This is a genomic window from Paenibacillus sp. FSL R7-0179 (assembly GCF_038002265.1).
In the GTDB taxonomy this organism is placed as follows: Bacteria; Bacillota; Bacilli; order Paenibacillales; family Paenibacillaceae; genus Paenibacillus_AQ.
Genome location: NZ_JBBOCC010000001.1, coordinates 385,844 through 411,643, shown reverse-complemented (window position 1 = coordinate 411,643; position 25,800 = coordinate 385,844). Strand labels below are relative to the sequence as shown.

Here is a 25,800-nt window from a genome sequence, read left to right as displayed (position 1 = left end):
TGGCTGATTCTACAAGATAAACAAAAAAACCTGCAAGCTCCCATTCGGAGCTTGCAGGCACCTGAATAAACCAAGAGCTACAACCGGAACGAAGACACCGTGCTCTGCAGCTCCTCAGCCAGGCTGGCCAGGGACTGGGCGGAAGAGGCGGTCTCTTCGCTGCTGGCGGCGGACTGCTGGGTGGTGGCGGAGATGCTCTCCACGGCAGCGAGGACGTTGGTGGACTGCGCGGCTTGTTCTTCGCTGGCGGCGGCGATTTCGGAGATTTTCTGGCCGGCGTTGTTGACCATCGTCACGATCTGATGAAAAGAAACGCCGGTCTTCTGCGACAGCTCCGCACTCTCCTGCACAGCGCTCACGCTGTAGCGTGTATTCACCTGCATCCCCTTGATGATGCTGGTGATCTGCTTGGTGGCCTCGCCGCTGCGCTCGGCCAGCTTGCGAACCTCGTCGGCCACCACCGCAAAGCCGCGGCCCTGTTCCCCCGCTCTGGCGGCTTCAATGGCGGCATTCAGTGCGAGCAGGTTGGTCTGATCAGCAATATCCTCGATGACATCGATAATCTCGCCGACCTTCTGCGAGTCCTCCTCAAGCTTGGCCATCTGCCCGCTGACAGCCTGCATGCTCTCCATCGACTCCTGAATAATGCTGTTCCCGTTCTCGGCAATGGTTACCGTCTCATCGGAGATCACCGAGGCCTGCTCGGTATTCTGGGCTACAGAGTGGATCGCACTGGAGAGCTCTTTGAATAACTCGCTGATGGTTCCGGCATCATCCGCTGTAGTTGTGCTGCCGCTTGCCACCTCTTGCGTACTGGCGGAGATCTCCTCGGCGGCGGCCGACAGGCTCTGGGAATGCAAGAGGATAGAGCCCACTGTCCGGCGGAGGCTAGCGACCATCTCGTTCACCTTGGCAGCCAGGATGCCGATTTCATCTCTGGTGTCGATATCGGATTGGCTGCGCAGGTCACCGTCAGCCACCTTCGAGAGCACCTTGACAACCTTCGCCAGCGGATTGGAAATAATCCGGGAGATGACATACCCTAGCAGGATACACAGAATGACCGCACCGATAATGATGCTGAGGGTAATATTACGTGAAGAGCTATAGAGTGCAGCTCCATTCTGTCTGGCCTGATCCGCTTCCTTGGTGTTGGTGAGAATTAGCTCGTTCAGAATATTCTTCAAGGTGTCGCCTTGGTTGTTAAGCGTACTGCCACGCAGCATCTCCAGCAGCTTCTCGTCCTGACCGGTCAGGGAGAGGCTGACAAGAGAATCGTAGGTGAGCAGATAGTCATTCCATGCCGCCTCAAAAGGGGCGATAGCTTGAACCGAATCCGCGCTCAGCTTGGTTTTGCGGAAGGCTGCGATGTTATCGAGTACGTTCTGCTTCTCTTTTTTATAATCATCCACCCGCTGCTGGCGTTCCTCAGGGGTCTTCTTAATGTACAGATCCCTGACGATAACGCGCATGACGGAGAAGCTGTTCTGTGAGCTTTGCAGGGAGGAGACGGGAACCAGGTTATTCACATACATGTCGTCCAGACTGTTATTAATTGAGCCGAGGTTGCTTAGCCCATAGAGGCCCACGAAGGAAAGAATGATAGCGACGGCCAGGAAGGACGAGATTAATTTCACGCTTGTTTTTAGATTATAGAACCATTTCATACCTGTTTCCCCCAGTAAAGATGATTTTGTTAAGCGAAAACTCCCGTAGTCAAAAATAAGCTGGCTATGTCTATGATCAGTGCGATATTTCCGTTTCCCAGGATAGTAGCTCCTGATATATTCTCAGTCTTGCCCATGTAGGAGCCGAGTGATTTGATCACGATATCCTGATTGCCGATAAGTGTATCTACGGCCAGTGCCAGCCGTTTCTCTCCCCGCCCCACGATGATCAGCGGAATGGATGCTGCGCTGCCGCCCGCGCTTGCGGGCAGCCGCAGAATATCCTGCAGCCAGACCACCGGTACGAGCTGACCCCGTGCGGTAATGACAGGCTGGCCCCGGACAGAGCTGATCTCCTCTGGAGCGGCGCGGACGATCTCAGCCACACTGCTCATGGGAATGACGAAGGTGGCTCCCCCGGCATGAACGAGAAGACCCCGGATGATGGCGAGCGTCAAGGGCAGGCGGATTCGAAAGCGGGTGCCTTGCCCCCGGGTGGTCTCAATATCGATCATGCCGTTAATCCGTTCAATGTCATTGCGGACGATATCCATCCCGACTCCGCGGCCGGAAATATCGCTGATCTGCTGGGCTGTGGAGAAGCCGGGCCGGAAAATAAGCCGCAGTGCCTCATCCTCAGTCATCCCGCCGGCCTCTTCTGCCGTAATGATGCCCTTCCGCAGAGCAGACTCTGCAATCAGGCCGGAATCGATCCCGGCTCCGTCGTCCTCGATGACCAGGATGACCTGGTTGTCCTCGTGGGAGGCAACGACGCGTACGGTTCCGGTCTCGCTTTTGCCGGACTTGCGGCGGATTTCCGGGGTCTCTATGCCGTGATCGACGGCATTGCGCAGCAGATGGATCAGCGGGTCGCCAAGCTCCTCAATGAGCGTCCGGTCCAGCTCCGTCTCTTTGCCTTCAAGGACCAGCTCAACCTGCTTGTCCAGGGAGCCGGACAAGTCCCGGACCATGCGGGGGAGGCGATTGAACAGCTGCTCTATCGGCAGCATCCGCACCTTAATCATGCTCTCCTGCAGCTCGCCTGTAATCATAGCCAGATGGTCGGCAAGCTGGCCGAGCTCCTCTGTCAGATCATTGGTTCCGTACTGCTGGTGGAATCTGCGGTTCAGCAGATGGAACCGGGTCTGGTCGATGACCAGCTCACCCGCCAGGTTCATCAGCTTCTCCAGACGCTCCACCTGGACGCGGATCGTTTGCGGTTTGGTTTTGTCAGAGGCAGGCGGCAGAGATTCGGGTACCTCCGGGAGCTCCCGGCTTCCCGTCTCCGGATGGGGCGGTCTCACGAATTCACCGGGACGCGGAGAATCGTTCAGCACTTCTTCTATGTATATACGATCAACATCCATAATGGATAAGATCTCCTGACGGAGCTCCCCGATATCAAACTTGGGTGACAGCAACCAGGAAGCCTCGTCAATCCGGCTGTCGTGGTCCTCTATCGCTTCCAGCTCCGGCTTCATGCGCAGGACTGCAGCGACACTCCGCAGCTTGGCATCGATCAGGTGAAGGCGGGGCAGCTTCATCTCACAGCCTGGAGAGAGCCACACATGCACCCAGAACAGCTGGAGGGGCAGTTCGGTCTGACTTGTCTGCTCAGCAGAGACTGTATTCTCTGGCTTGTGCAGTTCCTTCGCTGCGAATGCACTTAAACGCTGAACCAGATTGGACACATCTGTGGTCTCTTGATCCGTAGCAGCGATCTCGCTCTGCAGTACACGCATGCTATCCAGCGCTTCGAAGAACAGGTGGATCAGCTCCGGTGTGACCCCACGTTCCCCGCCCCGCATCTGATGAAGCAGATGCTCCAGATGATGCGTGACCTCCTTCAGCCCGTTGTAGCCCATAGAGGCCGAGGAGCCCTTAAGGGTATGGGCCGCCCGGAAGAACTGCTGAATGCCGTCTTCTGTCTCCCCGGCCTGCTCCAGTCTGAGCACCTCATCCTCGATCAGCTGCAGCTGGTCCTCCAGCTCCTCCAGAAAAATCCCTCGGTATTCCGATAAATCAACCATGGTTCTCCTTCTCTCCGTGTAGCCTTTGTTTAGTCGCGCAGCAGGATCTCATCCAGCCGAAGAATGCCGACCAGCCCGGAAGAAGAGAAGCCTACTCCGTTGAAGAAGGAGCCGCTGATTCCGGAGATGCTGCCCTGTGCAGGCTGAATATCGCTGAAGGTCGTCACTTTATTCACGTTGTCGACAATGACGCCCAGGGATTCCTCCTGGTGATGGACCACCAGAATACGTGTGTGTTTGGTCGGCTCCACTTCCTCCATCTGGAGCAGCACTCTAAGGCTGAGCACGGGCACAATTTTTCCCCTGAGATTGATAATGCCCTTAACATAGTGACGGCTGCTGGGGATCTCTGTTATTTCCTGCATTCTTATAATTTCATGGACATCTGAGATCGGGATTGCGTAATGCTCGTGTTCTATCCCGAATTCAACATATTGTTTCTGCAAAACGGTCTCCATAGTTACCCTCCGGCTTCTCATAGTACTTAGCTGGCCCGCAGCTGCTATTCTGTCTTACGTCTCCCTTCTGAGTTCTTCGCGTTATCTTCTGCTGATCTTGTGTGTTCCTGTCTTTAGTCATCCTTGTGTGATAATGGGACAAAATACCACAAAAATGTCGTACAATATCACTTATGCGACATGTCTAATCCTGAGGAGTGATGAAAAAAGAATGAGTCAGACCGAATTTAGCCGTACGGCGCTCAGCTTGGTGCACCCGGAAGAGGGCTACCTAAGCGATGATCAGATTGTTCAGATGTTTATGGCTACCTGCTGTACGAATGTTAATACAGGTCGAAATTATAAGCGGGCGATTGCTGATTTCCGCAGATTTATTGCAGGCACCTCTTTGCGGGCAGTGAGCTGGAGGGAGATTGAGGCGTATAAGATTTTCCTGACGCAGGGGGGCTACAGCTATCAGAGGCAGCTGGCACCGGCAAGCATAGCGGCATTCCTTGCGCCGTTGAAGTCTTTTTATAAATGGGGGAGTGACCAGCACATAGGGATCTTTGCAGTGAATCCGACCTCCTCGGTGCGCATCCCCAAAATAACCGTGACCAGCCGCAAAAACTTCCTGACCAAACGGGAGGTGGGAGAATTACTGAATGTACTGGAGAAGCAGGGACTGCGCAATTATCTGATCGGGCTGACGCTGGTGGTGCTGGGTCTGCGGGTATCGGAGCTGACAGCAATGAAGTGGGGAGACTTCCATAATGATCTGCTGGAGACCTCGGTCTGGCTGACCGTGGAGAACGGCAAGGGGGGCAAGCCCAGAGAAATCAAGGTTCCGCCGACCCTCTGGCAGCTGTACTCCAAGTTGTCTGATACCCTGCCAAGGAAGGAAGAGCTAACTCCGGAGCAGAGGATGTTTCCGTTATCTTCACGGCAGGTGGAACGGATTATTAAGAACGCCGGAGCCGCCAGCACGATTGAGAAAAAGCTGACACCGCACTGGCTGCGGCATACGAATGCCACACTGGCCCTCCTGCAGGGAGCGTCACTTCAGCAGGTTCAGGAATCGCTGGGACATTCCCACATCAATACCACCCAGCGGTATCTCCACACCGTTCAGCAGATTCAAAAGGCTGCCCCGGATTTTGTAGAGGACAGCCTGCGTACGTTTATTCAATAGATTGAATTCGACAAAAATTGCAAAGACACGAAATGAACATTATTGTGGAAGCGGAGGGGCTGATCCGGCGAAGTTTCTATACAGAAGTTAGGAAATGACCTATAATAAACGCATTGCTGCTTAATTATGCGCAAGTATGCATAGTTTCTCTTGTTTTGCTCCAAAAAAGTCGCATAAGTGATATTGTACGACAAAAAACGTCAAAGTATACATACTGACTTAACTTCAAGTGGTTTATTGCACTCAAATCCGGCACTTGTGCCGTAAATCCCGCATATGCCCAATAGAAAGTTTAGACTCCGCCCATGCGCGGGGTTTTTTTGTATGGATACCGAAATCATAAAAATAGCAGACGTTTTCTATTGACAGTGAAAAGCACAGGTCATATACTGTGTATATAGATATATACAGTAAGCACACATAGATACACAGTGAAGTTGGCTGATCTGCCACCGACGGACTTTCAAGACAAATAAAGCGAGGTTAGAAGTTATGACAACATTCAAGCAAGCATGGGTCATCGTACGCAGCGAATTCCACGGTGACCGCTGGAAGCTGCTGTGGGCACTGCTGTTCTCGCTCCTGTTCATGGGATATTTTGCTGCACTGTCAGGAATGGTCATCGACGATACGCTGACAGGACATGATAAGCAGCTGCTCAGCGATGTTCTGATGGTTACCATGATGCTTATGCTCACGATCACCTTCTCCCGGCGGACAATGAAGTATATCTCAGAGGATTCCTACACCCGGATGCTGGCGTATATGCGGGCGTTGCCGGTACCTGTAGCCGCTGTTCTCTGTAAAAGAAAGCTGGACACCCTGCTCGCCATTGTTATGAATAGCACGCTGTACTTCGGCCTGATCTACTTGCTCAGCCCCGGAATACGTACCGAGCTGCCGCCTGCTGCGTATCTGGCCTTCTCCCTCACTTGGATCGGTTACAGTCTGATGGTCACAGGCATGTATATTATGATTGAGTTCTCGGTCAGCGGTGTAGTCTACTTCTGGACCATCTCCGCCATCATGCTGCTGGCGCTGGGCGTGTCCGGTCTGGTCTATCTGGCTGGAGGCAATATACTGCTCGCCACGGTCGCTGTATCCAAGGAGTGGGGCCTATTATCTCCCCTGATGTGGGGAACGCTGGTACTTGGCGTGTTATCGGTTCAATTATTCTCCAAATGGACGATTCACCGGCTGAAGAGCCGTGATCTCGTATGAGACGGGGCAAGGCGTTCATCCGGGGACCGGGCCTGGAAGGCAGGTGTAAATGATGTGGATACCTATACAAATTAATGAGAACAGCGCAGAGCCGCTGTACCATCAGATTGAGACGCAGCTCAGAGCGCTGATTATCTCAGGTGCGATTACAGAAGGGACGCTGCTTCCTTCCATCCGCGAATTCGCGGGTGAGCTGAAGTGCAGTGTCATTACGGTCCGCCGTGTCTATCAGGATCTGGAGAACGAAGGGCTGCTGCGTACCCGGCAAGGGACGGGCACCTTCGTGTCCCATATCGGTACCGGGGCCATGGAGGACTATAAGCAGGAGACCGTCCGCAAGGCGCTGGAGAGTGCCGTGGAGGCGGGACTATCCGTCCAATGCAGCGAAGAGGAACTGACCAGGCTGTTCACAGAGATTGTGAAGAGCAAATACAGGAAGCAGGCAGAAAGAGGGGGAAGCTGATGGGCCAGCAAGCTATAGAACTGCGGGATGTTTGCAAGAAGCGGCGGAACAAAACCATCGGGCCGATGAATCTCCGGCTGCCGCAAGGATATATTACAGCGCTGGTGGGCCAGAACGGCGCGGGCAAAAGCACGCTGCTGAATATGCTCCTGCAGCTGATTTTGCCGGATGAAGGGGAGATCCGCTGGTATGAAGAGACTTACCGCGGCGTGCTGCCGATGAAGCTCCGGCAGACCATCGCTTACGTGCCGGAGATGCCCCAGCCTGAGGAGAACTTCTGGACGCCTGTTGAGGCGGCTGCCTTCCGCAGCCACTGGTATCCTTCCTGGGACCAGAGCTATTTCGAGGAGCTGATCCAGAGGTTTGAAGTGCCGCAGAATGCCAGGCTGGGTAAAGTATCCAAGGGGGAGCGCCGCAAGTTCGAGCTTGCCGCGGCCCTTGCGGCGAAGCCCCGGCTGCTGCTGCTGGATGAGCCGTCTTCGGGCTTGGACCCATTTGCATGGAAGACCATGATTGATACGCTGCAGAACTACATGGAGGAGCACGAGGCGACGATTGTCATCTCGACCCATATTGTGGATGAGGTGCGGCGGCTGGCCGATTACATCGTGCTGATGCACCAGGGGCAGCTGCTGGGAATGGCCGAGAAGGACAGCCTGTTCGGCTCATGGACTGAGATATGGGTTCAAGTCGAAGGGGCGCAGGAGCTGGAGGAGCTGGCAGCCGAGCTGCCTCAGGCGCTGGAGCTGAAGCTCGAGACGCCGGGTGTGGCTTCCTTTTTAACCCAGCCAATTTATCTGTATGAGAAACGCATTCACGATTTGGGCGTAAAGGTAATCAAGAGCCGCAGCCTGGAGCTGGATGAAATCCTAAGCTTATGGACCCGGGGACATCGTCCGGTTCTGATCGACCAGAAGAGAGGGGAATAAGAATGGAAGCATTGCAGTTGAAGCAGGTAGTGAAGCAGTACGGTGAGAAGACAGCCGTCAACGGAATCAGTCTAAAGGTAGAGCAAGGCGAGATTTACGGTCTGCTGGGTGCCAACGGTGCCGGCAAAACAACGACCATGCGCATGGTGCTCGGCCTGATCTATCCCGACGAAGGGAGCATCCTCTATAACGGCAAGCCGTATAGTAAGGAACTTCAGCATCTGACCGGCTATCTCCCGGAGGAGCGCGGGCTGTACCCGAAGGTCAAGGTCAGCGACCAGATTATCTATCTGGCCCGGCTGCGCGGGATGGCTGCCAGTGAGGCGGATAAGAGCCTGAAGTACTGGCTGGAGCGGTTCGATGTTCCGGAATACTACAATAAGCGGATTGAAGAGCTGTCCAAGGGGAACCAGCAGAAAATGGGCTTCGTTGCTGCCGTGGTCCACAAGCCGGAGATCCTCATTCTGGATGAAGCCTTCAGCGGACTTGATCCGGTCAATGTGGAGCTGCTGAAGGATACGGTCAAAGAGCTGCGGGATCAGGGAACCAGTATTCTGTTCTCCACACACCGCATGGAGCATGTCGAGGAATTATGCCGCAACATCACGATTCTTGACCGCTCGAACACCGTAGTTCAGGGAGATATCCGTGAGATCAAGAAGGGGTATCCGCGGGAGCATGTCGTGCTGCGCACCGCCGGGGAAGTGAACGGGCTGGCGGAGATTGCCGGTGTTACCGGAGTGGAGCGGCAGGAGCGCGGATATGTGTTGACCATCACTGACCTGGGAGCGGCACAGCGCATTCTGCAGCTGGCTATGGCTCAGGGCGAGGTCGAGCACTTCGAGATTAAGGAACCGACGCTAAACCAAATCTTTATCAGAGCGGTGGGTGAATCCAATGAATAAAATGGCAACCATTATCGGCTTTACATTTAAGAACAAGGTAAGAACGAAATCCTTCATGATTACCACCCTGATTCTGGTGCTTCTGCTCAGTATCGGGATGAATATTCCCTATTTTATCAAGGTATTCCAAGGAGAAGATGGGGCCAAGGACGCTACACAGATTGGAGTTGTTGCCGAGCAGGGCTTCCGGCCTGCCGAGCTGTTACTCGCTTATACTCCGCCGGCTGAGGCCGAAGATAAAGTCGTATTTACCGCTTATCCTTCCGCTGAGGATGCTGCGCTGAAGCAGGGGCTGGAGGATGAGAAGATCGAGGGATATCTCACCTTTGCCACAGAGGGAACGGAAGGCGTGCCTCCGGTAACGTATCACAGCAAGGACGGAGACATCAGCAGCAAGCTGAGAACGAATCTGCAAGCTGCCTTGCAGCAGGTGAATACCGGGCTGATTGTCGGCGATAAGCTGACCGAGAGCCAGGTGGCGGCAATCTTCGCTCCGGTGTCGATTGATACCGCACAGCTCAGTACGGACGGGGCGGCAGGTGACGCAGACCAAGTTCGGGATAAACCGCCCATTAACTATGTTGTGGTCTATATCCTGCTGATTCTGTTCTTCATGTCGGTGATGATGACCGGCAACATGATTTCAGCCGAGATTACCTCGGAGAAAAGCTCGCGCATTATGGAGATTCTCATCACCAGCGCTTCGCCACTCACCCAGATGTTCGGCAAGGTCATCGGAATCTTCCTCGTCGGCCTGATGCAGATCGCCATTATCTCGGCTGCCATCGCCGTCAACCTGATGCTGCCGCATAATTCCACGATCCTGAGCGATTTCGATCTGAATCTGGGACAGCTTAATGTAAGCATGATCGTCTATGGCTTCATCCTGTATATCCTGGGCTACTTCCTATACGCCCTGATGTACGCCGCTGTAGGTTCAATTGTCAGCCGGACAGAGGATCTGGGACAGGCCGTGATGCCGGTCATGATGCTGGGCTTCGTCAGCTTCTACCTGCCGCTGTTCAGTATCTCGAACCCGGATACCCTGCTGGTGAAGGTCGCCAGCTTCGTGCCGTTCACCTCTTCGCTCAGCCTGCTGCTGCGGATCGGGGTCGGGGAGGTCGCCTTCTGGGAGATCATGGTCTCGCTGGCGATCCTGTTGGCGACAACCTTCCTCTTCGGCTGGCTCGCCGCCAAGATCTACCGCACCGGCGTCCTGATGTACGGCAAGCGCCCTAGCATCAAGGAGATCAGAAAAGCGATGAAGGCTTATAAAATCTAGGATTGTATTTAAAATAAAACTATACTAAGGAGTGTTTCATATGATTAAAAAACAATTCAAAAATCAACAGGTGTCTACGTTGTTTCTGGCCTCAATTGCAGCCATTGCTGCGAGCCAGTTCATTCAGCCTAACGGAAGCAATGTGATGGATTTCTCGCAAGGCTTGCTGTTAGGGATGGGCCTGGTAGGGATGATGATGACGATTGTGACCCTGGGTAAATCTAAGAAACGCAGCGAATAAGACGAAGCTATAGCCATGATATATAAAGCGCGCAACAACAAAACACCCATCCGCCCCATAAAGGCAGATGGGTGTTTGCTATACACCATTATTTTTACGAAAGTCAGAAGGGTTAACTCCCGTCCATCTTTTGAATTGTCTGCTGAAGTGGGAGAGGTTCTTGTAGCCTAGACGGTTTGAAATCTCATTTAAAGATATTCTGGGCTGCTGGAGTAATATTTTGGCTTCCTGCAGCTTTAAGTCTGACAGATAGGTACGGGGCGACATTTTATATATTTTTTGAAATACCTCTAATCCGTAGTTGGGGCTGATCCCAAGCGCAGCGATGATGGGCTGGATGTGAAGGGTGTAATCTGAATTTCCCTGGGTGCAATTTTTCTTGAAAGCCCGCTTGATGGCTTCGGCAATTTCTTTGGCGTATTTCGCAGTGGTCATGGACTGCTTAGCACGTATCTCCGTCTGGACCGGCTGGATATCTATCAGCACCTCCAATAATTCGAATAGGACCATTTGTGCTTTTAGCTTCGCTTTGGTGAACGACAGCTCAGGCTCATGCAGAATATCTATCCATTTTTGAAGGCACTTTTTCAGCTTAGGATGATACGAACTGGAGGGCGTATAGACCCAGTCGCAGTTTTTCATGATTTGCATCCGCAAGGAGGGCTCGTCTATATCGAAATGAGCACAAAAATAAGTCATCGATGCAGCGGAAATGCATTTATTCGTATGCTCGAACCCGGGCGGAATCAGCAGAATATCATCACGGTTTACAACGAATTGTTCATAATCCATCCTTGTCTCCTGAGTCCCATCCAGCACAATTAGAATCTCAAAGGCATGGTGGGATTCTGTCGTCATGCTCCAATCGGCAGGAACGGTCTGTGTATGTGCGCCAAAAAAGCGTATATTCCAATCAATGCGCGGCAACAGCAGCGTCTGTGCACCTGTGAGATAGCTATTCATCTGTTCCAATTTGCAGCACCTGCCTTTGATTTGGGTAAATCTAGCCGTAATCATCCCATCGCATAAGGACGTTACTAGTTATTATAATATACATAGACAACAGGAAAAGGGTAAATAATATGGCTAAACAGCGAAGGGAAGCAAATCAATGACGAAGATTAATAATCCTATAATCCCTGGAATGGCACCAGATCCCTCTATTATTAGAGTAGATGATGTGTATTATATTGCGACATCTACGTTTCATTGGAATCCCGGCATTCAAATTTTCAAGTCAAACGATTTAGCGGATTGGGAGTTGACGGCCTTTGCCCTGAATAAAGGGGAAGTGAATCTAAGAGGCACAAATACTCCAGCCGGGATCTGGGCCCCGCATCTCTCCTACGATTCCAGGACGAACCGGTACTGGTTAGCCTATTCACATATGTTAAACATGGCAGGCCGTGAATTTAACTCGGATTCCTATGCCATGTGGGCAGAAGATATCCAGGGACCCTGGTCGGAGCCCATCTATCTGACATCCATCGGTTTCGATCCGGCGCTCTTTCATGATGAAGACGGCAAACACTATGTGTCCATTCTTGAATGGGAGACCCGTGAAGGGTATCAGGCGCCTGGACATATTGTGATCGCTGAATTTGATTTGAATGTGGGGAAGATCGCTGGACAATGGCACCGGGTGACGCAAGGCTTCACCAGCCGCGGCTGTGCGGAAGCACCGCAGATCTATAAATATAGAGATATGTACTATCTGCTATTAGCAGCTGGCGGAACGGGTTATGCTCATGGTGTGGAGCTGGGACGTTCGGAGAATATTTTTGGCCCCTATGAAGCGCATCCGTCGGGAGAGCCTATTATCACTTCCTCGCCGCGTCATCTATTCTCACTGGGCAATCCGGATGCCGGGCATTTTGAGATGTATAATCCAGGTTCAATCATGCAAAAAGCAGGTCACGGCTCATTAGTTCAAACCCAAACAGGCGAATGGTACATTGCCCATTTAATGTCACGGCCTGTGGAAGGAACGCTTTTAAACCCATTAGGCCGTGAAACCTCTATACAGAAAATGCATTGGACAGAGGACGGCTGGCTGGAAATGAAGGACGGATCGAATGTAGCCAAAATGGAGGTTGAGGGGTTAACAGGTGTTGAACTAGAGGGGGACAGACTCTCTCATGACGTATTTGATGATTTTAACCGGGAGCACTATGATCTTCACTTTCTGACTCCATACCGGGACCAGCAAGCAGCATGGGTGAATACGGTTGAACGTCCCGGTTACTTGCGCATTCATGGAGAGAATTCTTTCTTCTCGCAGATCAATCCGGCGATGTTGGCCACACGTGCTACCTCCCTTCATTATGAAGTTCAGACCAAGGTGGAGTTTCATCCCGATCATTACTCGGAAACGGCGGGGATGGGGCTATACTATGATTCGAATAATTGGCTGTACGTTCACTTGACCCACTCCGAATCAAAGGGCACTGTTCTATCTGTGCTGCAGGCCAAGCTGGGGGAACGCACCGAGCGGGTCCACCATTACATTCCAGTCCCTGAAGACACAGCGGAGCTCAAGCTGATCTACCACTCAGGCATCGCGAGTATCCTTTACCGCTTGGGGGATAACGGGGATTGGCAAGCTTTTGTAGAGAATATCGATGCTCTCTATCTGTCGGATGAAGGCGTGAACGGGGAGCCGGGGGAGATCGGCGGATTTACAGGCTTGTTCAATTTCATCGGTTCTGTTGATGCCCACCAGCATGACTCCTTCGCTGATTTCGAGTACTATAGAGTGAAGAATTACTAACAGGAGTGGTGAATGGTTGTGAAGAAAAGCAGACAAACCCCAATGCTGGTTGGGGCCTCTATCCTGCTCATTATTGTCAGCAGCTTGATCCCCTCGGATCAGTCGACATGGCTGGGGGCGTTACAGACCCTAATGCTGGGAGCCGGATTACTCGGCTGCTGTATGGCTTTTTGGCGGTTTGCCAAGGGCGGCAAGGGTGGTAAGAGCGGGAAAGGCAAGAGCTGAGTTCTATGTACTGAACAGTTGGCGGAGACAGGATCGGTTCATGGGATGGTTGAGCTATGAAAGGTGAGCCAGGCACAGTATGGGTGCGTGATGGCGCTGAGAGTCAAGGACTAAGTCGCGGCGGATGCTGCGGCTTTTTTTGATATGCTGTGGGGTCCCGCAAAGTACCTCAGTCATCATCGAAGCCAGAGCCCCATTTTGAGGGGCGGATTTTGTTTTGTAGGCGGACTCAGAGGCCTTTATTTTGTGAAAAAGACCGATTATCTCCCCGTTGCGGACTGAGAGGACGTTAACGGGCTGTTTGGAGCGCCAAATGAGGCAGAATGGGTTAATTAAGCGCCTCTCAGTCCGCATGGACTTCAGAACAGTCTCATTTGCCGAAATAGCGGATTTGTAGTCCGCAGCCCGCCCGCCACATCAGACTCCTTCTGCCGCATCCGTATCCTGATTCCGCCACATCAGACTCCTTCTGCCGCATCCGTATCCTAATTCCGCCACAGCCAACTCGTTCCGCCGCACTCATTCCTGTATCCCACGAATCCCGCGTTATTCCCAGTCTCATCCCGCCGAAGGGCGGTGGACCGCAGGCAAGGCCGAATGTGCGGCTGCCATCTGTTCGCGTATTCCTCTAAGCCGGGCCTTCAGCTCGGGGATGCTGCACTCCAGGATCTGGCTGATGTCGGGCAAGGGGAGCTGGATGCCGTACCATAAGGCACTGGCAACGTGATCGTCCCAGTTGAGCACAGAAGCGGAGCGGCTATGGTTCCGCGCGAGCGCGGCACATTGGCGGATGCACTCTCTGTAAGCAGACGCAGCAGCGCTGTCTCCAGTGAGGCTGCCCTTCAGCCACAGTGGATGGAGGGCAGCGAAGGTGGCGGTGGTTGCTTGTTCGGCGCGGGCGCCTTTGTCCAGCAGCAGGCAGCTAAGCGCATAGACGGGACCGCTATATTGCTGGGTGTAGTGGTTGAACCCGGCAGCAGCTGTCAGTTTGGGCGGTAAGGGGTCAGGCATGTGGTCACGTTCCTTTCAGAATCTATACTGTGCAGTTCATTCCAGCGCGCAAAAAACCGCAGGCAGAGGAGGACCTCTGCCTGCGGTTGTGGGTAACAGGGCGTAAGACGCCTGGCACAAAAGCTTGGCGGATCAGGACTCTCTCCTTACGCTTACGAGGTTAGCTGTCGGATTCGGACGGTGAGAGTCGCCCTACCTGCCGGAGACCTGCGCGTGGCATTCTCCTTCGGATTCACCCCAAGTCGGCCTGACGGCCGGATGGTTCCCCCGTTTTCCACATGACGGAAATTCAGCGTGCATGCATATGCTCATTTTCATGAATGCATTCATTTGCTTTCAACACGAATCATACTCTCTTCGGAGGGGGTTTGTAAAAATGGAAAAGAGTGCTATTCGCCTTGTTTTCAGCAAATGCCTGAATAGCTGCGCATAGGAAAGCCAAAACACCTATATGTAGCAGATTATCCGCCATTTATCTCGCTCAAGCGCTGTTTTTTATTTTTGGCAGACGGCGGTGGGGATGAAGGCCCCTTGTATTAGACTACCACCACAGCGGAACCTTCTGATTCTTCCAGGCAATAATCCGCTTCACCTCACGAACGGCTCCTGTTGTAATCTCATAGCCGCTACGCTCGGTGGCATGAAGGTCCAGGAAATGCAGCATCCCTCCATAAGTCCCCACGGCCAGCAATGTCTCATCCGCATTGACAGCTAAGCCTGATATAGTGCTTCCGGCATAATAACGCCACAGCTCCCGCCCCTCTAGGTCAATGAGCGTCAAGTAGCCATAGGCGTCGCCAATGACAACACCGTCCTTCAGCGCTGCCGCCGCATATACCCGGGCCTCCTCGTTGACAAGCGGATATTCCTGATCTGGCAGAAGCTTGCCTGCTTCCGCATCTTCAAGGGACACGGCGAGGGTAACGCCATTATAGAAGTGGCAGGCATTGTACCATACGCTATGCTGGTCCTTCGTAAATATAGTATAGTGCGGGTAGCTCGATTCCGGATTGAATAAGTGAACCTGTCCTGAAGTTGTGTCATATAAAAGATGGTCGCTGCCCTGGCTGCCGTAGGCAATCCATCTTCCGTCCGGTGAGACGGCACCATGCGGCATGTCAATTTCAATATGCTCCATCTCATCTGCTTTATATTCTTCGAGATCAGGATGCAGCAGCTTCACCTCCCAGGGCTTATCCAGCGCTTGCTGGACCAGGAAAATTCCCTGGCTCGTAACAAGCAATAACGCCCCGCCCCCGTTAAAAGGAATGATCTCCTCCAAGGGTAACTCCTGGTCCAGGCTGTCTAAGTTCAAAACAGTAAAGTCCGGGTCCAGCGCTTGAATCGTTCCATTTAGCTCACGCCATGAAAGCTCGGCAACGACCTCTCCCTGCAACTCGCTGTTCATGGATTGCATAATGGTAATGCCTTGAGTTCCGGCGAGCGCATAGAACTGATTATCAGGAGATGCCCCAACCAGGCTAAACTCGTCGAATACGGAAATAACATCCTTATACACAGCCACAACTGCATTCTTCTCCCAGGGTGAGCCTATGCTGAACACCACAGCATCATCACTGATGAAATGGATACCGCGAACCGCCTGCATCTCCTTCTGAAAGTGGCCGGAGAGCGGCCACGTTGCCGCCGGCAATTGCGCCCGCAGCTCAGCAATTTCACCATGCTCATTAGCTCCCCGAATCATCTTATAGATTGTGGCGGCGAGGGCCCCGCGTGTATCCTCTACGGGTTCATCTCCCGCCTTGTCCCAGCCTTCAGTCAGTCCCTTATGTACGAATTGATTGACGTCGCTCGCATAACGCTGTCCTTCTTCACGCCATTTGGCGGCCTGCTCATCTTGTAGCCAGTTCAATTAATCAGTCCTCCTGTTCCTCCAGATATATATAAATATACATATTTTACATCAATGAATCGCAAAAAAAAGGTGCTGCTCCTGTTGAGAGGACAGCACCTTTGTGTATATTACAGAACAGCAGCATCCATAAGCTCCTGGAGCTCAGGAAGATTGAAGCCCTTGACTGCCCGGTCCCCGGATACGGTGACCGGAATGCCCATGAAGCCCAGCTTCTCCACTTCCTCCTGATAGACGGAGCTTGTCATCACATCCCGCACCTCGAAGGGAATGCCTTTGCTCTCCAGCAGCTGCTTGACCTGATTGCATTCGCTGCAACCGGAGGTCGAGTAGACAATTACGTTCCCGCTCATTGTTCCACTGCTTCCTTTATCGCTTTTTGGGTAATCTTCCAGTGTGAGGTGTTCCAGCGGACTTGGCTGTCCTCCAGCAGGAAGATTTGCGGGGATTCATGCTTGATTCCGAAATCCTCAGCAATCTGATTGGAGACAGGACGGTCTTCGATTACATGGACAACGGCGGCAGGAGTATCTGAATGCTGTGCATAGGCCTGGAATTCCTCGTTGGCCTTGGCGCTGATCGGGCAGGTGGTGCTGTGCTTGAAGAGCAGTTTTTTGCCAGGCTGCCCGATATATTGCTGTAATTCTTCCTTAGTGTGAATTTGTTGAATAGACATCGGAGGATCACCTTCCTGGGTAAGAGTTAATGAAACCTGTTGTCAACAATTGTGTTGTTAACAACTATTAATCTTGATTGTAGCATAGTTCAAAATTAAAGCAAAAATAAAGTTCAGCTTAGCCCGCCCCTCCCTTGCAGGATGTTGTTAACGGCCTCAGGCCATGCTAATGTGAGAGGGATGAACCTAGGCTCGGTGCATAATCATGCAGATATGAGGGGGGAGCTCATGAAAAGGGTTGCTTGTGTTACCGGTGCTGACCGTGGACTGGGATTGTGCCTCGTTCGATCTCTTTTGGAGAGTAAGTACATGGTGTTTGCCGGACAGTATTTGCCGGACCTTGCGCTACTTGAAGCTTTGAAAGCGCAATACCCGGATAGCCTGAGGATGGTCCCTCTTGATATCGGCAATGCAGGGAGCGTAAAGGAGGCGGCACGGAGTATTGCCGGAAGTACAGGGCACCTTGATATGATAGTCAATAACGCGGGGATTATCCACCGGTCGGATGATGCAACGGTGCTCGTGGATATGGATGATGAAGCGATGGCGGAGATCTATAACGTGAACACGCTGGGTGCGCTGAGGGTAAGTAATGCATTAATGGGCTTACTGCTGCAAGGCCGCCAGCGTCTGGTGGTTAATATCTCGTCGGAGGCCGGAAGCATCGGACGGAACAAGCGGATCAATATGTATGGCTATTGTATGTCCAAGGCCGCGCTTAATATGCAGTCTTCGCTGCTGCACAATCATCTGCGTGCGATGGGCGGACAAGTGCTGGTCTTCCATCCCGGCTGGCTACAGACCTATATGAACGGGGAGAAGGATGCGCAGGCGTCTGTAACTCCTGAAGAATCAGCAGGCAAGATTATGACGATCGTTCATAACCATAAGATGTATCTGGCTGAAGAACCGGCTTATATCGATCTGGACGGCAATCTCTGGCCCTGGTGATACGAACATTCAGACAGGCTATCTTGGCAAAAGAGAGGTGTGTACATCATGTCTTCATACAAAGCACTGGCGTTCGGCAGCTATACCGAAGTGAAGTATCATCCCTTCGAGGGAGTGGACCGTGAACTGGAGCAGCTCCTTGAGCCTGAGCTCCAGGTGGTCTCTACGGAGGATTATGGACGGATGAACCGGGCAGAGCTGGCAGAGTGCAGCCTGGTGATCTCCTATACGGAGTTCTCCGAGGAGCAGATACCCCCTGCACAGAGCGGGGCCCTGCTTGCTTATGTGGCTGGCGGCGGCGGGCTGCTTGTCGTGCACAACGGCATATCCCTGCAGCGCAATCAGGAGCTTGGGGCGATGCTTGGTGCCCGGTTCACCCACCATCCGGCATTCTCAGCGCTGCAGATGAAGGTGGCAACGCCGGAGCACTCGATTATGCAGGGGGTCTCTGATTTTGTGATAGAGGACGAGCCTTACTATTTCGAGCAGCATCCCCACTTCAAGACAACGGTGCTGGCCGAATATCCGCATGACGGGGCGATGAGACCGGCGGCATGGTGCCATCCCTTCGGCGAAGGACGGGTGGTCTATCTGATGCCTGGGCACCATTTGCCTTCCTTCTCCTCAGAGCCGCTGCGCCGGATGATCCGCAGAGGCGGATTGTGGGCTGCCGGAATGCTATAGTGCGTGTCGTTAACGGTAAAAGGCAGGATACCGCTTGGATAACATGCGGCGTCCTGCCTTTGTGTATATGATGTATGGGATGATCAGCTATGATGCCTTATTTCAGGGGTTCAGCATCAGCAACAGGGATGACCTCGTTCTGATGAAGAGCCTCCAGTACCTCTGCCCGCAGCGCACCGGTGAAGGCGGCCCAGACTTTTTTGCCGACATCCAGTTCTTCGCGTCCAATCGATTGCAGCGTCTCCAGCCATACCCGCTTGTCATTAATGAGTCCGAGCTGTTCCTGAATGTCCTTATAGAAGGCTTCATGGGCGTGGAATTTCTGATCCAGCGCAAAAGCAGCCGCATTCGCCGTATACCGCAGTTCCTTAGCGGCGATCCGCAGCTCATGCAGGGCTTCGAAGGCTTCCTGAGATTCGGCTGCCGGACCCTTGAACAGGGTTTTGCAGGCTTTTTTCTTCTGTTCAAAGGCGACTTCAAGCTCACGCATGGCGACATTGGCGTCTTTTTTGGCAGCGAGGGGTTCTAGCCCGGTATTGATAAAAGATGTCCACAGCGCTTCGAGCGCTTGGCCGGACAGCTTGGGCAGTGCCTTCTTCAGCTTCTTGCGCGCGGTCTTCCATGTATCCTTCTGGTGTTCGATTACCGCCTTCAGCAGCTTGGCAGTCTTCTTATCGCCCGCCGCCTTCGCTGCCTTGCGCCGGGCCTCAAATGACCCGATCAGCACATCTGCATCACGGACTCTGCCGAGCTTCTTCTGGGCTTGCTTGAAGCTGTCGTACAAGTCTGCTGTTGCAGTATGGCCCGGATCAAGAATAGACAACAGGGTCAGCAGCTTGCGGCTATTGACTCTGGCCTGATGAATATCCTCATCGTTGAATCCTTTCCGTGCATCCTTGCTGTAGTCCTGAAAATTAATGTACAGCTTATTCATGGCCTGTTCCCATTGCCTGGATTTACTTAGTTGCCTGTCCTTTGCCTGTGGTTCGGTTGTCATGCAGCATCACTCCTAGAGGTTGTCTATAGCATGAGCTTATGCGCGAATCTTATGGCTGGTATATTCTTCTGTACTACATTAAGGATAACGGGTTCGCTCCGCCATTTCAAATTTGTACGGGCATACGCTGGCGGTTGTACGGTGCGGGGAGAGATCGGTTACAATGTGAATAGTTAACGGAGTTAAGATCAGCGCAGGTCTTATAGATAGAAAGGGGAATCAGCATGCAGAGTGAACCTTATGATGTACTGGAGAACGGGGCGGCGGGAAGGCTGCCGGAGCAGATGGTCCTCTTCACACATACCGGCGGTGAGGCTGGGGAAGAAGGGAGAGAGGGGGGGAAAGGAGGAGGGGCATCTGCGGAGGATATGCTGATTCCGTTCGCTTTTGAAGAGGTGCTGTGCCGGGATGTCGGGGCCGGGAGGGTCCCGCCGGTGCTGCATCTCTGGAGCCACCCCGGCGGGGTCGCACTGGGGCTGCGGGACAGCAAGCTGCCCCGCGCAGCAGAGGCGATGCAGGTGCTGGAGCAGCAGGGCATCCGTACGGCAGTCCGCCATTCGGGCGGGGCTGCGGTGCCGCTGGATGCGGGAGTCATCAACGTGTCCCTGCTGCTGCCGAAGCCTGCGGGCAAGCTGGACTTCCACGATGATTTCCGGCTGCTGGCTTCGGTCATTACCGAAGCGGTAGCGGCGGGCTATCCGCAGGCAGCGGCGCAGATCCGGGCGGAGGAAGTCATCGGGTCGTATTGCCCCGGTGACTTCGACCTGGCGATCGGCGGCCGCAAGTTCTGCGGCATCGCCCAGCGCAGACAGAGCAGCGCGTACTTCGTCCACGCGTTCGTGATTGTGTCCGGCTCGGGGCGCGCGCGCGGAGAGCTCGTCCGCCGTTTCTATCAGGATGCAGCGGACGGCGGTGCTTCCCTGGACTATCCGCGCGTGCGGCCGGAGACCATCGGCGCGCTCGCAGAGCTTGGCGGCCCGTCTTCGGCGGCCGAATTCACCGCAGGTATCCGGCAGGCGCTTGCCGGCCGGGGAACCCGCCTGCTGCCTGCGGAGCTGCTGCAGCAGAAGACAGGCTACAGCCTGCGGTACAGCGACCCGCAGGTGCTTGAAGCAGCGCGTATGCTGCGCGAGAGGTACGCCCGCTGAGGCGGGCGGCTTCTGGCGGCAGCTGGTGGCGGGCTGTATGCTGAAAACAGCATACAATGGGCAGGCTGGGGTGCGCGCGGCCCGAATGTAATCGAAAAACCGATCACATTCGGCGTGCCGGAAGCGCGTGGGGCAAATGTAATCGAAAAACCGATCACATTCGGCGTGGCGGAGGCGCGTGGGGCAAATGTAATCGGTTTTTCGATCACATTCGGCTTCCCGGAAGCTCGTGGGGCAAATGTATGCGAAAAACAGCATACAATGGGGAAGTTGGGGTTTGTGCGGCCCGAACGTATGCGGAAAACAGCATACAATGTGCAGGCTGGTGTGCACGCGGCCCGAACGTATGCGGAAAACAGCATACAATGTGCAGGCTGGTGTGCACGCGGCCCGAACGTATGCGGAAAACAGCATACAATGTGCAGGTCGGGGTGCGAGCGGCCCGAATGCATGCTAAAAACAGCATACAATGTACAAGTCGGGGTGCGCATACCACCCCCACCTACATATACAAGTCCGGACGCCGGTCCGCAAAGACCGGGATTTGCTCCCGTACCTCATGGACACGGGCGAGGTCAAGCTCGCCGCAGAGGATCTCTTCGCCGCCGGAGGCTTCGCTCACAATCTCGCCCCACGGGTCGATGATCAGGGAATGCCCGGCGAAGGTATTCGCCGGATCGGCGCCTGCCCGGTTGCAGGCGACCACGTAGCACTGGTTCTCAATCGCCCGGCTGATCAGCAGCGCGCGCCAGTGGGCGAGGCGGGGCAACGGCCATTCGGCGCTGATGAACAGGATCTCGGCCCCTCCCGCCATATGGACCCGGACCCATTCCGGAAACCGGATGTCGTAGCAGATCAGCCCGGCACAGAGAATGCCGTCCAGCGTGAACAGTCCTTTCGCACCGCCGGGCTGGAGGTAGAGATGCTCCTCCATCAGCTTGAACAGATGCAGCTTGCTATACTCGCCCATGCACGCCCCGCTGCGGTTGAAGACATACATACTGTTCGTAATACCGCCGTTCTCCTGCCTGACGGCAATGGAGCCGGCAACGATATTCACGCCGTATTCCCGGGCCAGACCTGACATCAAGGCGCCGGTGGTATGTCCGCGGGGGTCAGCGATTTCGCCCAGCCGGGTCAGATCATATCCTGTTGTCCATAGCTCGGGAAGAATAATGCAGTCCGGCCGTCCAGCGGCAGCCTCGCGAATTTTGCGCCCGGCGGCAGCATAATTTACCTCCGGTTTGCCGAATGCTATATCAAGCTGAATCAGGGCTATTTTCATACAGCAGCCTCCACCAAAAATTATTAGTTGACGGGTCAATGAATTCGGTGTAAAGTATGTTTTGTCGAAAAGGTTTTGCACAATTTACTTGCGTGAGGGGGTTAATCTTGAGCAAAGTTCAGCCGGATGAACATAAGATTTTTCAACTGCTGCAGGCCCTGCACAAAGACATCGGTCCCAAATTCGAGCGCTGCGCCGGCATGACGCCAACCCGCTTCAGGCTGCTGCAAGAGCTGTACCGGACTTCCGAGATCAGTCAGATTGCACTGCAAAAGCTTCTGGAAATCGACGCAGCAGCAGTTACCCGCCATCTGAAGGGACTTGAAGAGAACGGGATGATTGCCCGCCGCAATAATCCATCCGATAACCGGGTGACGCTTGTCTCCCTGACCGGTCAGGGCCGCGATCATATCCATGACTACTGGGAGAGCAAGACTGAGTTCATCAGCGATCTGCTGAAAGGATTCAACGAACAGGAGCGCACGGTGCTCGCAGAGATGCTTACCCGGCTGCGGCATAATATCAATGTACTGTAGCCGTAACCTATAATCAAACCCATAAAGGAGCAATTTCACATGAACACTACCAAAAACAATGATTTCACCAGCATTATTACAGGACGTCGCTCGATCCGCAAATATGATCCATCGGTTAAAATCAGCAAAGAGGAAATGACAGAGATTCTTACAGAAGCTACGCTGGCTCCTTCATCCGTGAATATGCAGCCTTGGCGTTTTGTGATCATCGAAAGTCCGGAAGCGAAAGCCAAGCTGGCTCCTATTGCCAAGTTCAACCAGCTTCAAGTTGAAACCTCTGCAGCCATGATTGCTGTATTCGGTGATTTGAAGAACTTCGATTATGCTGAGGAAATCTTCGGAACTGCAGTAGAACGCGGCCTTATGCCTGCTGAAGTTAAAGAAAGACAAATGGCCGCTCTAGGCCCCCACTTCGCCAATCTGCCGGCCGATATTAACAGAGAGACTGTGATGATTGACGGCGGTCTGGTCTCCATGCAACTGATGCTGGTTGCCCGCGCACACGGATATGACACCAATGCCATCGGCGGATTTGAAAAGGATCAAATTGCTGAAGTGTTCGGTATGGACAAAGAACGCTACATTCCGGTTATGCTGATCTCGATCGGCAAAGCGATGGATGAAGGCTACGCCTCCGTCCGTCTGCCAATCGACAAGATCGCCCAGTGGAAATAAGCCCAAGCCTAACTTAGGAGGAATACGTCAATGTTAATTATCCATGCGCTGCTTCATGTGAATCCTGCACGGGAGGAAGAGTTCCTGGCCACAGCGAAGCCGCTGATTGCTGCCACGCACGAAGAAGAAGGGAACTTGTCCTACGAGCTGTATAAGCATGCAGCAGACGGAAGTCTATATATTATGGTTGAGACCTGGCGTGACCAGGCCGCCGTTGCCGCTCACAACACAAGTCCTCACTTCACCGGCTTCGCCGCCAAAGCGGGCGAGTTCCTGACCGCGCCGCTTGATGTTAAGGTGTACAGCGCTGAGGAATTGAGCAAATAATGGAATCCGGGGATGCCCCGGCAGTCTAATGACTGCTGCGGCATCCTTTTTTTGTTTTGTGGGGGGATTTTGCAAGAGGTTATGCCGTTTATAAAACCTGCAAGCCGGGTATCTTACCTTACCCTGACTTGACTTGTCATTTGCTGGCGATACAAGGCGCGGGAAGAACGAAGGAGATGAAGACAGCATGACAAGTGTACATAACAATCACCGGTTAACCTCAATTCCTGCTGCTGCGGACCAGGACAAGCAGCTCCAGCAGGATCTAATAGACTACGTGAATTATCATATTTCGGGCGGCTCCCTGGCCTCGCTGACCGAAGGCACGGAGGAGGCTGAGCCGGCGTTTGCCCCTCTTTTGCAAAGTGATGCTGCGCGCGCTTACCGCCAGGAATGCGGGGGCGTCATAACGGATATGCAGCAGCTCAGGCAGCTGCCGGGTATAAGCCAGGAATGGCTTGATCAGCTTGCGGATACAGTAGCGGGACTCGATTCCGGCAAGCTCAGAGCCCTGGCCCCGCAGACCACCCGGCATAACCGGGTAGATCCTTATGTGAACGGGCCGCAATGTCTGGACATGCTGCTCGGCGAGATCCGCAAGGCTGAAAGTTATATTCATCTATCCGTGATGCTTTTCTTCAACGACCATTCGGGGAACCTTATCGCGGATGAGCTGCTTCATGCGCTTGAGCGCGGGGTCCAGGTCAGAATCATGGTGAATTATACGGTCACTGCGCTTGGATACGGACAGAATCTGGAGGTGGGGCAATTCTCCGGCATTGCCGGGCGTCTGGAGCAGGCGGGTGCGAAGCTCCTGGATACCTTCCACTCCTATTACGGTGCGGAGGAATGGGCTGCGAAGCGCAAGGTGCTGAAGTCGCAGGGCGTGCCTGAGAGCATCCTTTTTCTGCAGGATAAGGTTCAAGAGGATGTGGAGGTGACCGGACTGAATGTGATTGACCACCGCAAATTCATGATCATAGACGGAATAACTTCCGTTATCGGCAGTCTGAATATCGGGGACCAGTATACCTTTGCCACTCCCATTAAGGAATCCCCGGATCAGCAGGTGGATGGACGCCCGCTAGGTATCCCTGTCAAGGAAGAGGAATGGCATGACGGCTGCTTCCGCATTCAGGGGGCTGTGGCCCAGTCGCTGAACGCTGTTTTTCACTCCAGATGGCTGCTGCTTGGGGGAGATCACTTTGACCTTGCGTCACCCTTCTATCGTCCTGCGGTGGACTATGCGTTCGGGGAGGAGGAGTGTACGCTCTTCGCGAGCTTTCCCGGCAACCCGGTGAATCTGATTCAGCAGTATATTCTGGATGTGATCACCTATGCGGCGGATGAGACTCTTATTGTAAATCCGTATCTGATCGATCAGGCCTTCTGGAACCGGCTGGGTGAGGTGGGGCCGGAGCAAGCCAGCCATCTTGTCATTTGCAATCCGCTGGAGGTTAATGACCATCCGACGAACCGGGCGGCGGTGCGCAGCAATATGTACATCCCCTTTTGTAACGGCGTATCCTTCTATGATTATAGTGCGACAGAACACTTCTCCCACTGGAAAATCATCTACGACCACAGAGCGCAGGCGGTATTTCACGGCTCTTACAATATTAATGAACGGAGTGCCTGCCATGATTATGAGCTGGGCCTGCTGGTGAAGGGCAGAAAGCTCGCGGAGAAGGTGAAGCGCATGATTGATTATGACCTCAGCGTCTCCCGCAAGATCACCGATAAACACGAGTTCTTCAAGCATCCCTGGCTGCATCCCAGCACGTATCTGAATAAAGCAACGCAGAACTACACCTGATATCCTCATCCTACGTCCGGTCATGTATAATGACGTTATACCAATGAACGAAGATGGAGCTAATGAAGATGAACATACACATTCTTGGACAAGGCCCCCGGACCGGGGAAATCAGATTCGCGGCAGCGGAGTGGGGGGAAGCCAGAGCCATCTGGTGCGGGCCGCCTGTACAGACGGGAGAGGTCTGGGAAGCTGAATGGGAGCTGCCGGCGCTGTTCATGAGCTGGGTCGATATTGTGCCGGCTCCGGGCGGTTCTTTCGGCCTGCGTATCGAGGGAGACACGGTTATCCTGACGGGCGTTCTGGAAAATATTGAGGAGGACGGCGCGGGTTATCTGCGGATCGGCCGCGACCTAATTATGTTCGAATGTCTGGGTGAACCCATGGCACTGGGCGGGTTCGTTGAGCTGAGGACCCGTGAAGCGAGGCTGTATCCCGTGAATCTGTAAGGGCCGCAGG

Annotated in this window: 27 protein-coding genes and 1 riboswitch; of the genes, 17 read left to right on the top strand and 10 right to left on the bottom strand. The window is 53.6% G+C overall.

What is annotated here, in order from left to right:
* Nucleotides 1-77: 77 nt before the first annotated feature.
* Genes MKX63_RS01720 through MKX63_RS01710 form a run of 3 tightly spaced genes read right to left on the bottom strand, consistent with a single transcriptional unit; the run spans nt 78 to nt 4,155 of the window.
* On the bottom strand, nt 78-1,667 hold the full coding sequence (locus MKX63_RS01720) for a methyl-accepting chemotaxis protein (protein WP_341014847.1): 1,590 nt from the start codon (nt 1,665-1,667) through the stop codon (nt 78-80).
* 29 nt (nt 1,668-1,696) lie between these two features.
* The gene (locus MKX63_RS01715; RefSeq protein ID WP_341014845.1) at nt 1,697-3,697 is read right to left on the bottom strand and encodes a chemotaxis protein CheA; all 2,001 of its coding nucleotides are present in this window, start codon (nt 3,695-3,697) and stop codon (nt 1,697-1,699) included.
* Nucleotides 3,698-3,726: 29 nt separating this feature from the next.
* Nucleotides 3,727-4,155, bottom strand: coding sequence for a chemotaxis protein CheW (locus MKX63_RS01710; protein WP_341014844.1), 429 nt, complete (start codon nt 4,153-4,155; stop codon nt 3,727-3,729).
* 211 nt (nt 4,156-4,366) lie between these two features.
* Here MKX63_RS01710 and MKX63_RS01705 point away from each other — a divergent pair, with 211 nt between their 5' ends.
* The 7 genes from MKX63_RS01705 (at nt 4,367) to MKX63_RS01675 (ending at nt 10,367) form a co-directional block, all read left to right on the top strand.
* Complete coding sequence (locus tag MKX63_RS01705) at nt 4,367-5,326, top strand: tyrosine-type recombinase/integrase (RefSeq protein ID WP_341014843.1); 960 nt, start codon at nt 4,367-4,369, stop codon at nt 5,324-5,326.
* A 492-nt stretch (nt 5,327-5,818) separates the two neighbouring features.
* Nucleotides 5,819-6,547: a hypothetical protein gene (locus tag MKX63_RS01700; protein WP_341014842.1), complete on the top strand. Its 729-nt coding sequence runs from the start codon at nt 5,819-5,821 to the stop codon at nt 6,545-6,547.
* A 52-nt stretch (nt 6,548-6,599) separates the two neighbouring features.
* Nucleotides 6,600-7,010, top strand: a complete 411-nt coding sequence (locus MKX63_RS01695; protein WP_341018478.1) for a GntR family transcriptional regulator — start codon at nt 6,600-6,602, stop codon at nt 7,008-7,010.
* Complete coding sequence (locus MKX63_RS01690; protein WP_341014840.1) at nt 7,010-7,939, top strand: ABC transporter ATP-binding protein; 930 nt, start codon at nt 7,010-7,012, stop codon at nt 7,937-7,939. The genes MKX63_RS01695 and MKX63_RS01690 overlap by 1 nt, the downstream gene beginning before the upstream one ends.
* Nucleotides 7,940-7,941: 2 nt before the next feature.
* Nucleotides 7,942-8,844 (top strand): ABC transporter ATP-binding protein, encoded by a 903-nt coding sequence (locus MKX63_RS01685; RefSeq protein WP_341014839.1) that lies wholly within the window; start codon nt 7,942-7,944, stop codon nt 8,842-8,844.
* A complete protein-coding gene (locus MKX63_RS01680) occupies nt 8,837-10,126 on the top strand; it encodes an ABC transporter permease (protein ID WP_341014837.1) in 1,290 nt (429 codons plus the stop codon). The genes MKX63_RS01685 and MKX63_RS01680 overlap by 8 nt, the downstream gene beginning before the upstream one ends.
* A gap of 40 nt (nt 10,127-10,166) precedes the next feature.
* Nucleotides 10,167-10,367: a hypothetical protein gene (locus MKX63_RS01675; protein WP_341014836.1), complete on the top strand. Its 201-nt coding sequence runs from the start codon at nt 10,167-10,169 to the stop codon at nt 10,365-10,367.
* Between the two features lie 78 nt (nt 10,368-10,445).
* Here MKX63_RS01675 and MKX63_RS01670 read toward each other — a convergent pair whose 3' ends face one another.
* Nucleotides 10,446-11,384, bottom strand: coding sequence for an AraC family transcriptional regulator (locus MKX63_RS01670; protein ID WP_341014834.1), 939 nt, complete (start codon nt 11,382-11,384; stop codon nt 10,446-10,448).
* A 94-nt stretch (nt 11,385-11,478) separates the two neighbouring features.
* On the opposite strand from MKX63_RS01670, the gene MKX63_RS01665 reads away from it, so the two are divergent.
* The gene (locus tag MKX63_RS01665; protein ID WP_341014832.1) at nt 11,479-13,137 is read left to right on the top strand and encodes a family 43 glycosylhydrolase; all 1,659 of its coding nucleotides are present in this window, start codon (nt 11,479-11,481) and stop codon (nt 13,135-13,137) included.
* 18 nt (nt 13,138-13,155) lie between these two features.
* A complete protein-coding gene (locus tag MKX63_RS01660) occupies nt 13,156-13,362 on the top strand; it encodes a hypothetical protein (protein WP_341014831.1) in 207 nt (68 codons plus the stop codon).
* 558 nt (nt 13,363-13,920) lie between these two features.
* On the opposite strand, the gene MKX63_RS01655 is transcribed toward MKX63_RS01660, so the two are convergent.
* The 4 genes from MKX63_RS01655 to ytxJ form a co-directional block, all read right to left on the bottom strand.
* On the bottom strand, nt 13,921-14,373 hold the full coding sequence (locus MKX63_RS01655) for a hypothetical protein (RefSeq protein WP_341014830.1): 453 nt from the start codon (nt 14,371-14,373) through the stop codon (nt 13,921-13,923).
* Between the two features lie 135 nt (nt 14,374-14,508).
* Nucleotides 14,509-14,678: riboswitch (cyclic di-AMP (ydaO/yuaA leader) on the bottom strand.
* A gap of 236 nt (nt 14,679-14,914) precedes the next feature.
* Nucleotides 14,915-16,246, bottom strand: coding sequence for a WD40 repeat domain-containing protein (locus MKX63_RS01650; RefSeq protein WP_341014828.1), 1,332 nt, complete (start codon nt 16,244-16,246; stop codon nt 14,915-14,917).
* Nucleotides 16,247-16,356: 110 nt separating this feature from the next.
* Nucleotides 16,357-16,599, bottom strand: coding sequence for a glutaredoxin family protein (locus MKX63_RS01645; protein ID WP_341014826.1), 243 nt, complete (start codon nt 16,597-16,599; stop codon nt 16,357-16,359).
* Nucleotides 16,596-16,922, bottom strand: coding sequence for a bacillithiol system redox-active protein YtxJ (ytxJ, locus tag MKX63_RS01640; RefSeq protein ID WP_341014825.1), 327 nt, complete (start codon nt 16,920-16,922; stop codon nt 16,596-16,598). The genes MKX63_RS01645 and ytxJ overlap by 4 nt, the downstream gene beginning before the upstream one ends.
* Before the next feature lie 180 nt (nt 16,923-17,102).
* On the opposite strand from ytxJ, the gene MKX63_RS01635 reads away from it, so the two are divergent.
* Together MKX63_RS01635 and MKX63_RS01630 are read left to right on the top strand one after the other, a co-directional pair.
* A complete protein-coding gene (locus MKX63_RS01635; protein ID WP_341018475.1) occupies nt 17,103-17,873 on the top strand; it encodes an SDR family NAD(P)-dependent oxidoreductase in 771 nt (256 codons plus the stop codon).
* A 48-nt stretch (nt 17,874-17,921) separates the two neighbouring features.
* Nucleotides 17,922-18,557 carry a ThuA domain-containing protein gene (locus MKX63_RS01630; protein WP_341014824.1) on the top strand — a complete coding sequence of 212 codons (636 nt, stop codon included), beginning with the start codon at nt 17,922-17,924 and terminating at the stop codon, nt 18,555-18,557.
* Between the two features lie 97 nt (nt 18,558-18,654).
* Here the strand turns inward: MKX63_RS01630 and MKX63_RS01625 are convergent, their stop codons facing one another.
* Nucleotides 18,655-19,554: a CHAD domain-containing protein gene (locus MKX63_RS01625; RefSeq protein WP_341014823.1), complete on the bottom strand. Its 900-nt coding sequence runs from the start codon at nt 19,552-19,554 to the stop codon at nt 18,655-18,657.
* Between the two features lie 224 nt (nt 19,555-19,778).
* Here MKX63_RS01625 and MKX63_RS01620 point away from each other — a divergent pair, with 224 nt between their 5' ends.
* A complete protein-coding gene (locus MKX63_RS01620) occupies nt 19,779-20,702 on the top strand; it encodes a lipoate--protein ligase family protein (RefSeq protein WP_341014822.1) in 924 nt (307 codons plus the stop codon).
* A 502-nt stretch (nt 20,703-21,204) separates the two neighbouring features.
* On the opposite strand, the gene MKX63_RS01615 is transcribed toward MKX63_RS01620, so the two are convergent.
* The gene (locus tag MKX63_RS01615; protein WP_341014821.1) at nt 21,205-21,987 is read right to left on the bottom strand and encodes a carbon-nitrogen family hydrolase; all 783 of its coding nucleotides are present in this window, start codon (nt 21,985-21,987) and stop codon (nt 21,205-21,207) included.
* Nucleotides 21,988-22,094: 107 nt separating this feature from the next.
* Here MKX63_RS01615 and MKX63_RS01610 point away from each other — a divergent pair, with 107 nt between their 5' ends.
* The 5 genes from MKX63_RS01610 (at nt 22,095) to MKX63_RS01590 (ending at nt 25,790) form a co-directional block, all read left to right on the top strand.
* The gene (locus MKX63_RS01610; protein WP_341014820.1) at nt 22,095-22,523 is read left to right on the top strand and encodes a MarR family winged helix-turn-helix transcriptional regulator; all 429 of its coding nucleotides are present in this window, start codon (nt 22,095-22,097) and stop codon (nt 22,521-22,523) included.
* Between the two features lie 39 nt (nt 22,524-22,562).
* Entirely contained in the window at nt 22,563-23,198 is a 636-nt protein-coding gene (locus MKX63_RS01605) for a nitroreductase family protein (protein ID WP_341014819.1), read from the top strand.
* A 30-nt stretch (nt 23,199-23,228) separates the two neighbouring features.
* Complete coding sequence (locus MKX63_RS01600; protein ID WP_209993686.1) at nt 23,229-23,525, top strand: putative quinol monooxygenase; 297 nt, start codon at nt 23,229-23,231, stop codon at nt 23,523-23,525.
* A 187-nt stretch (nt 23,526-23,712) separates the two neighbouring features.
* On the top strand, nt 23,713-25,341 hold the full coding sequence (locus MKX63_RS01595) for a phospholipase D-like domain-containing protein (RefSeq protein WP_341014818.1): 1,629 nt from the start codon (nt 23,713-23,715) through the stop codon (nt 25,339-25,341).
* 68 nt (nt 25,342-25,409) lie between these two features.
* A complete protein-coding gene (locus tag MKX63_RS01590; RefSeq protein ID WP_341014817.1) occupies nt 25,410-25,790 on the top strand; it encodes a hypothetical protein in 381 nt (126 codons plus the stop codon).
* The last annotated feature ends 10 nt before the right edge of the window (nt 25,791-25,800 follow it).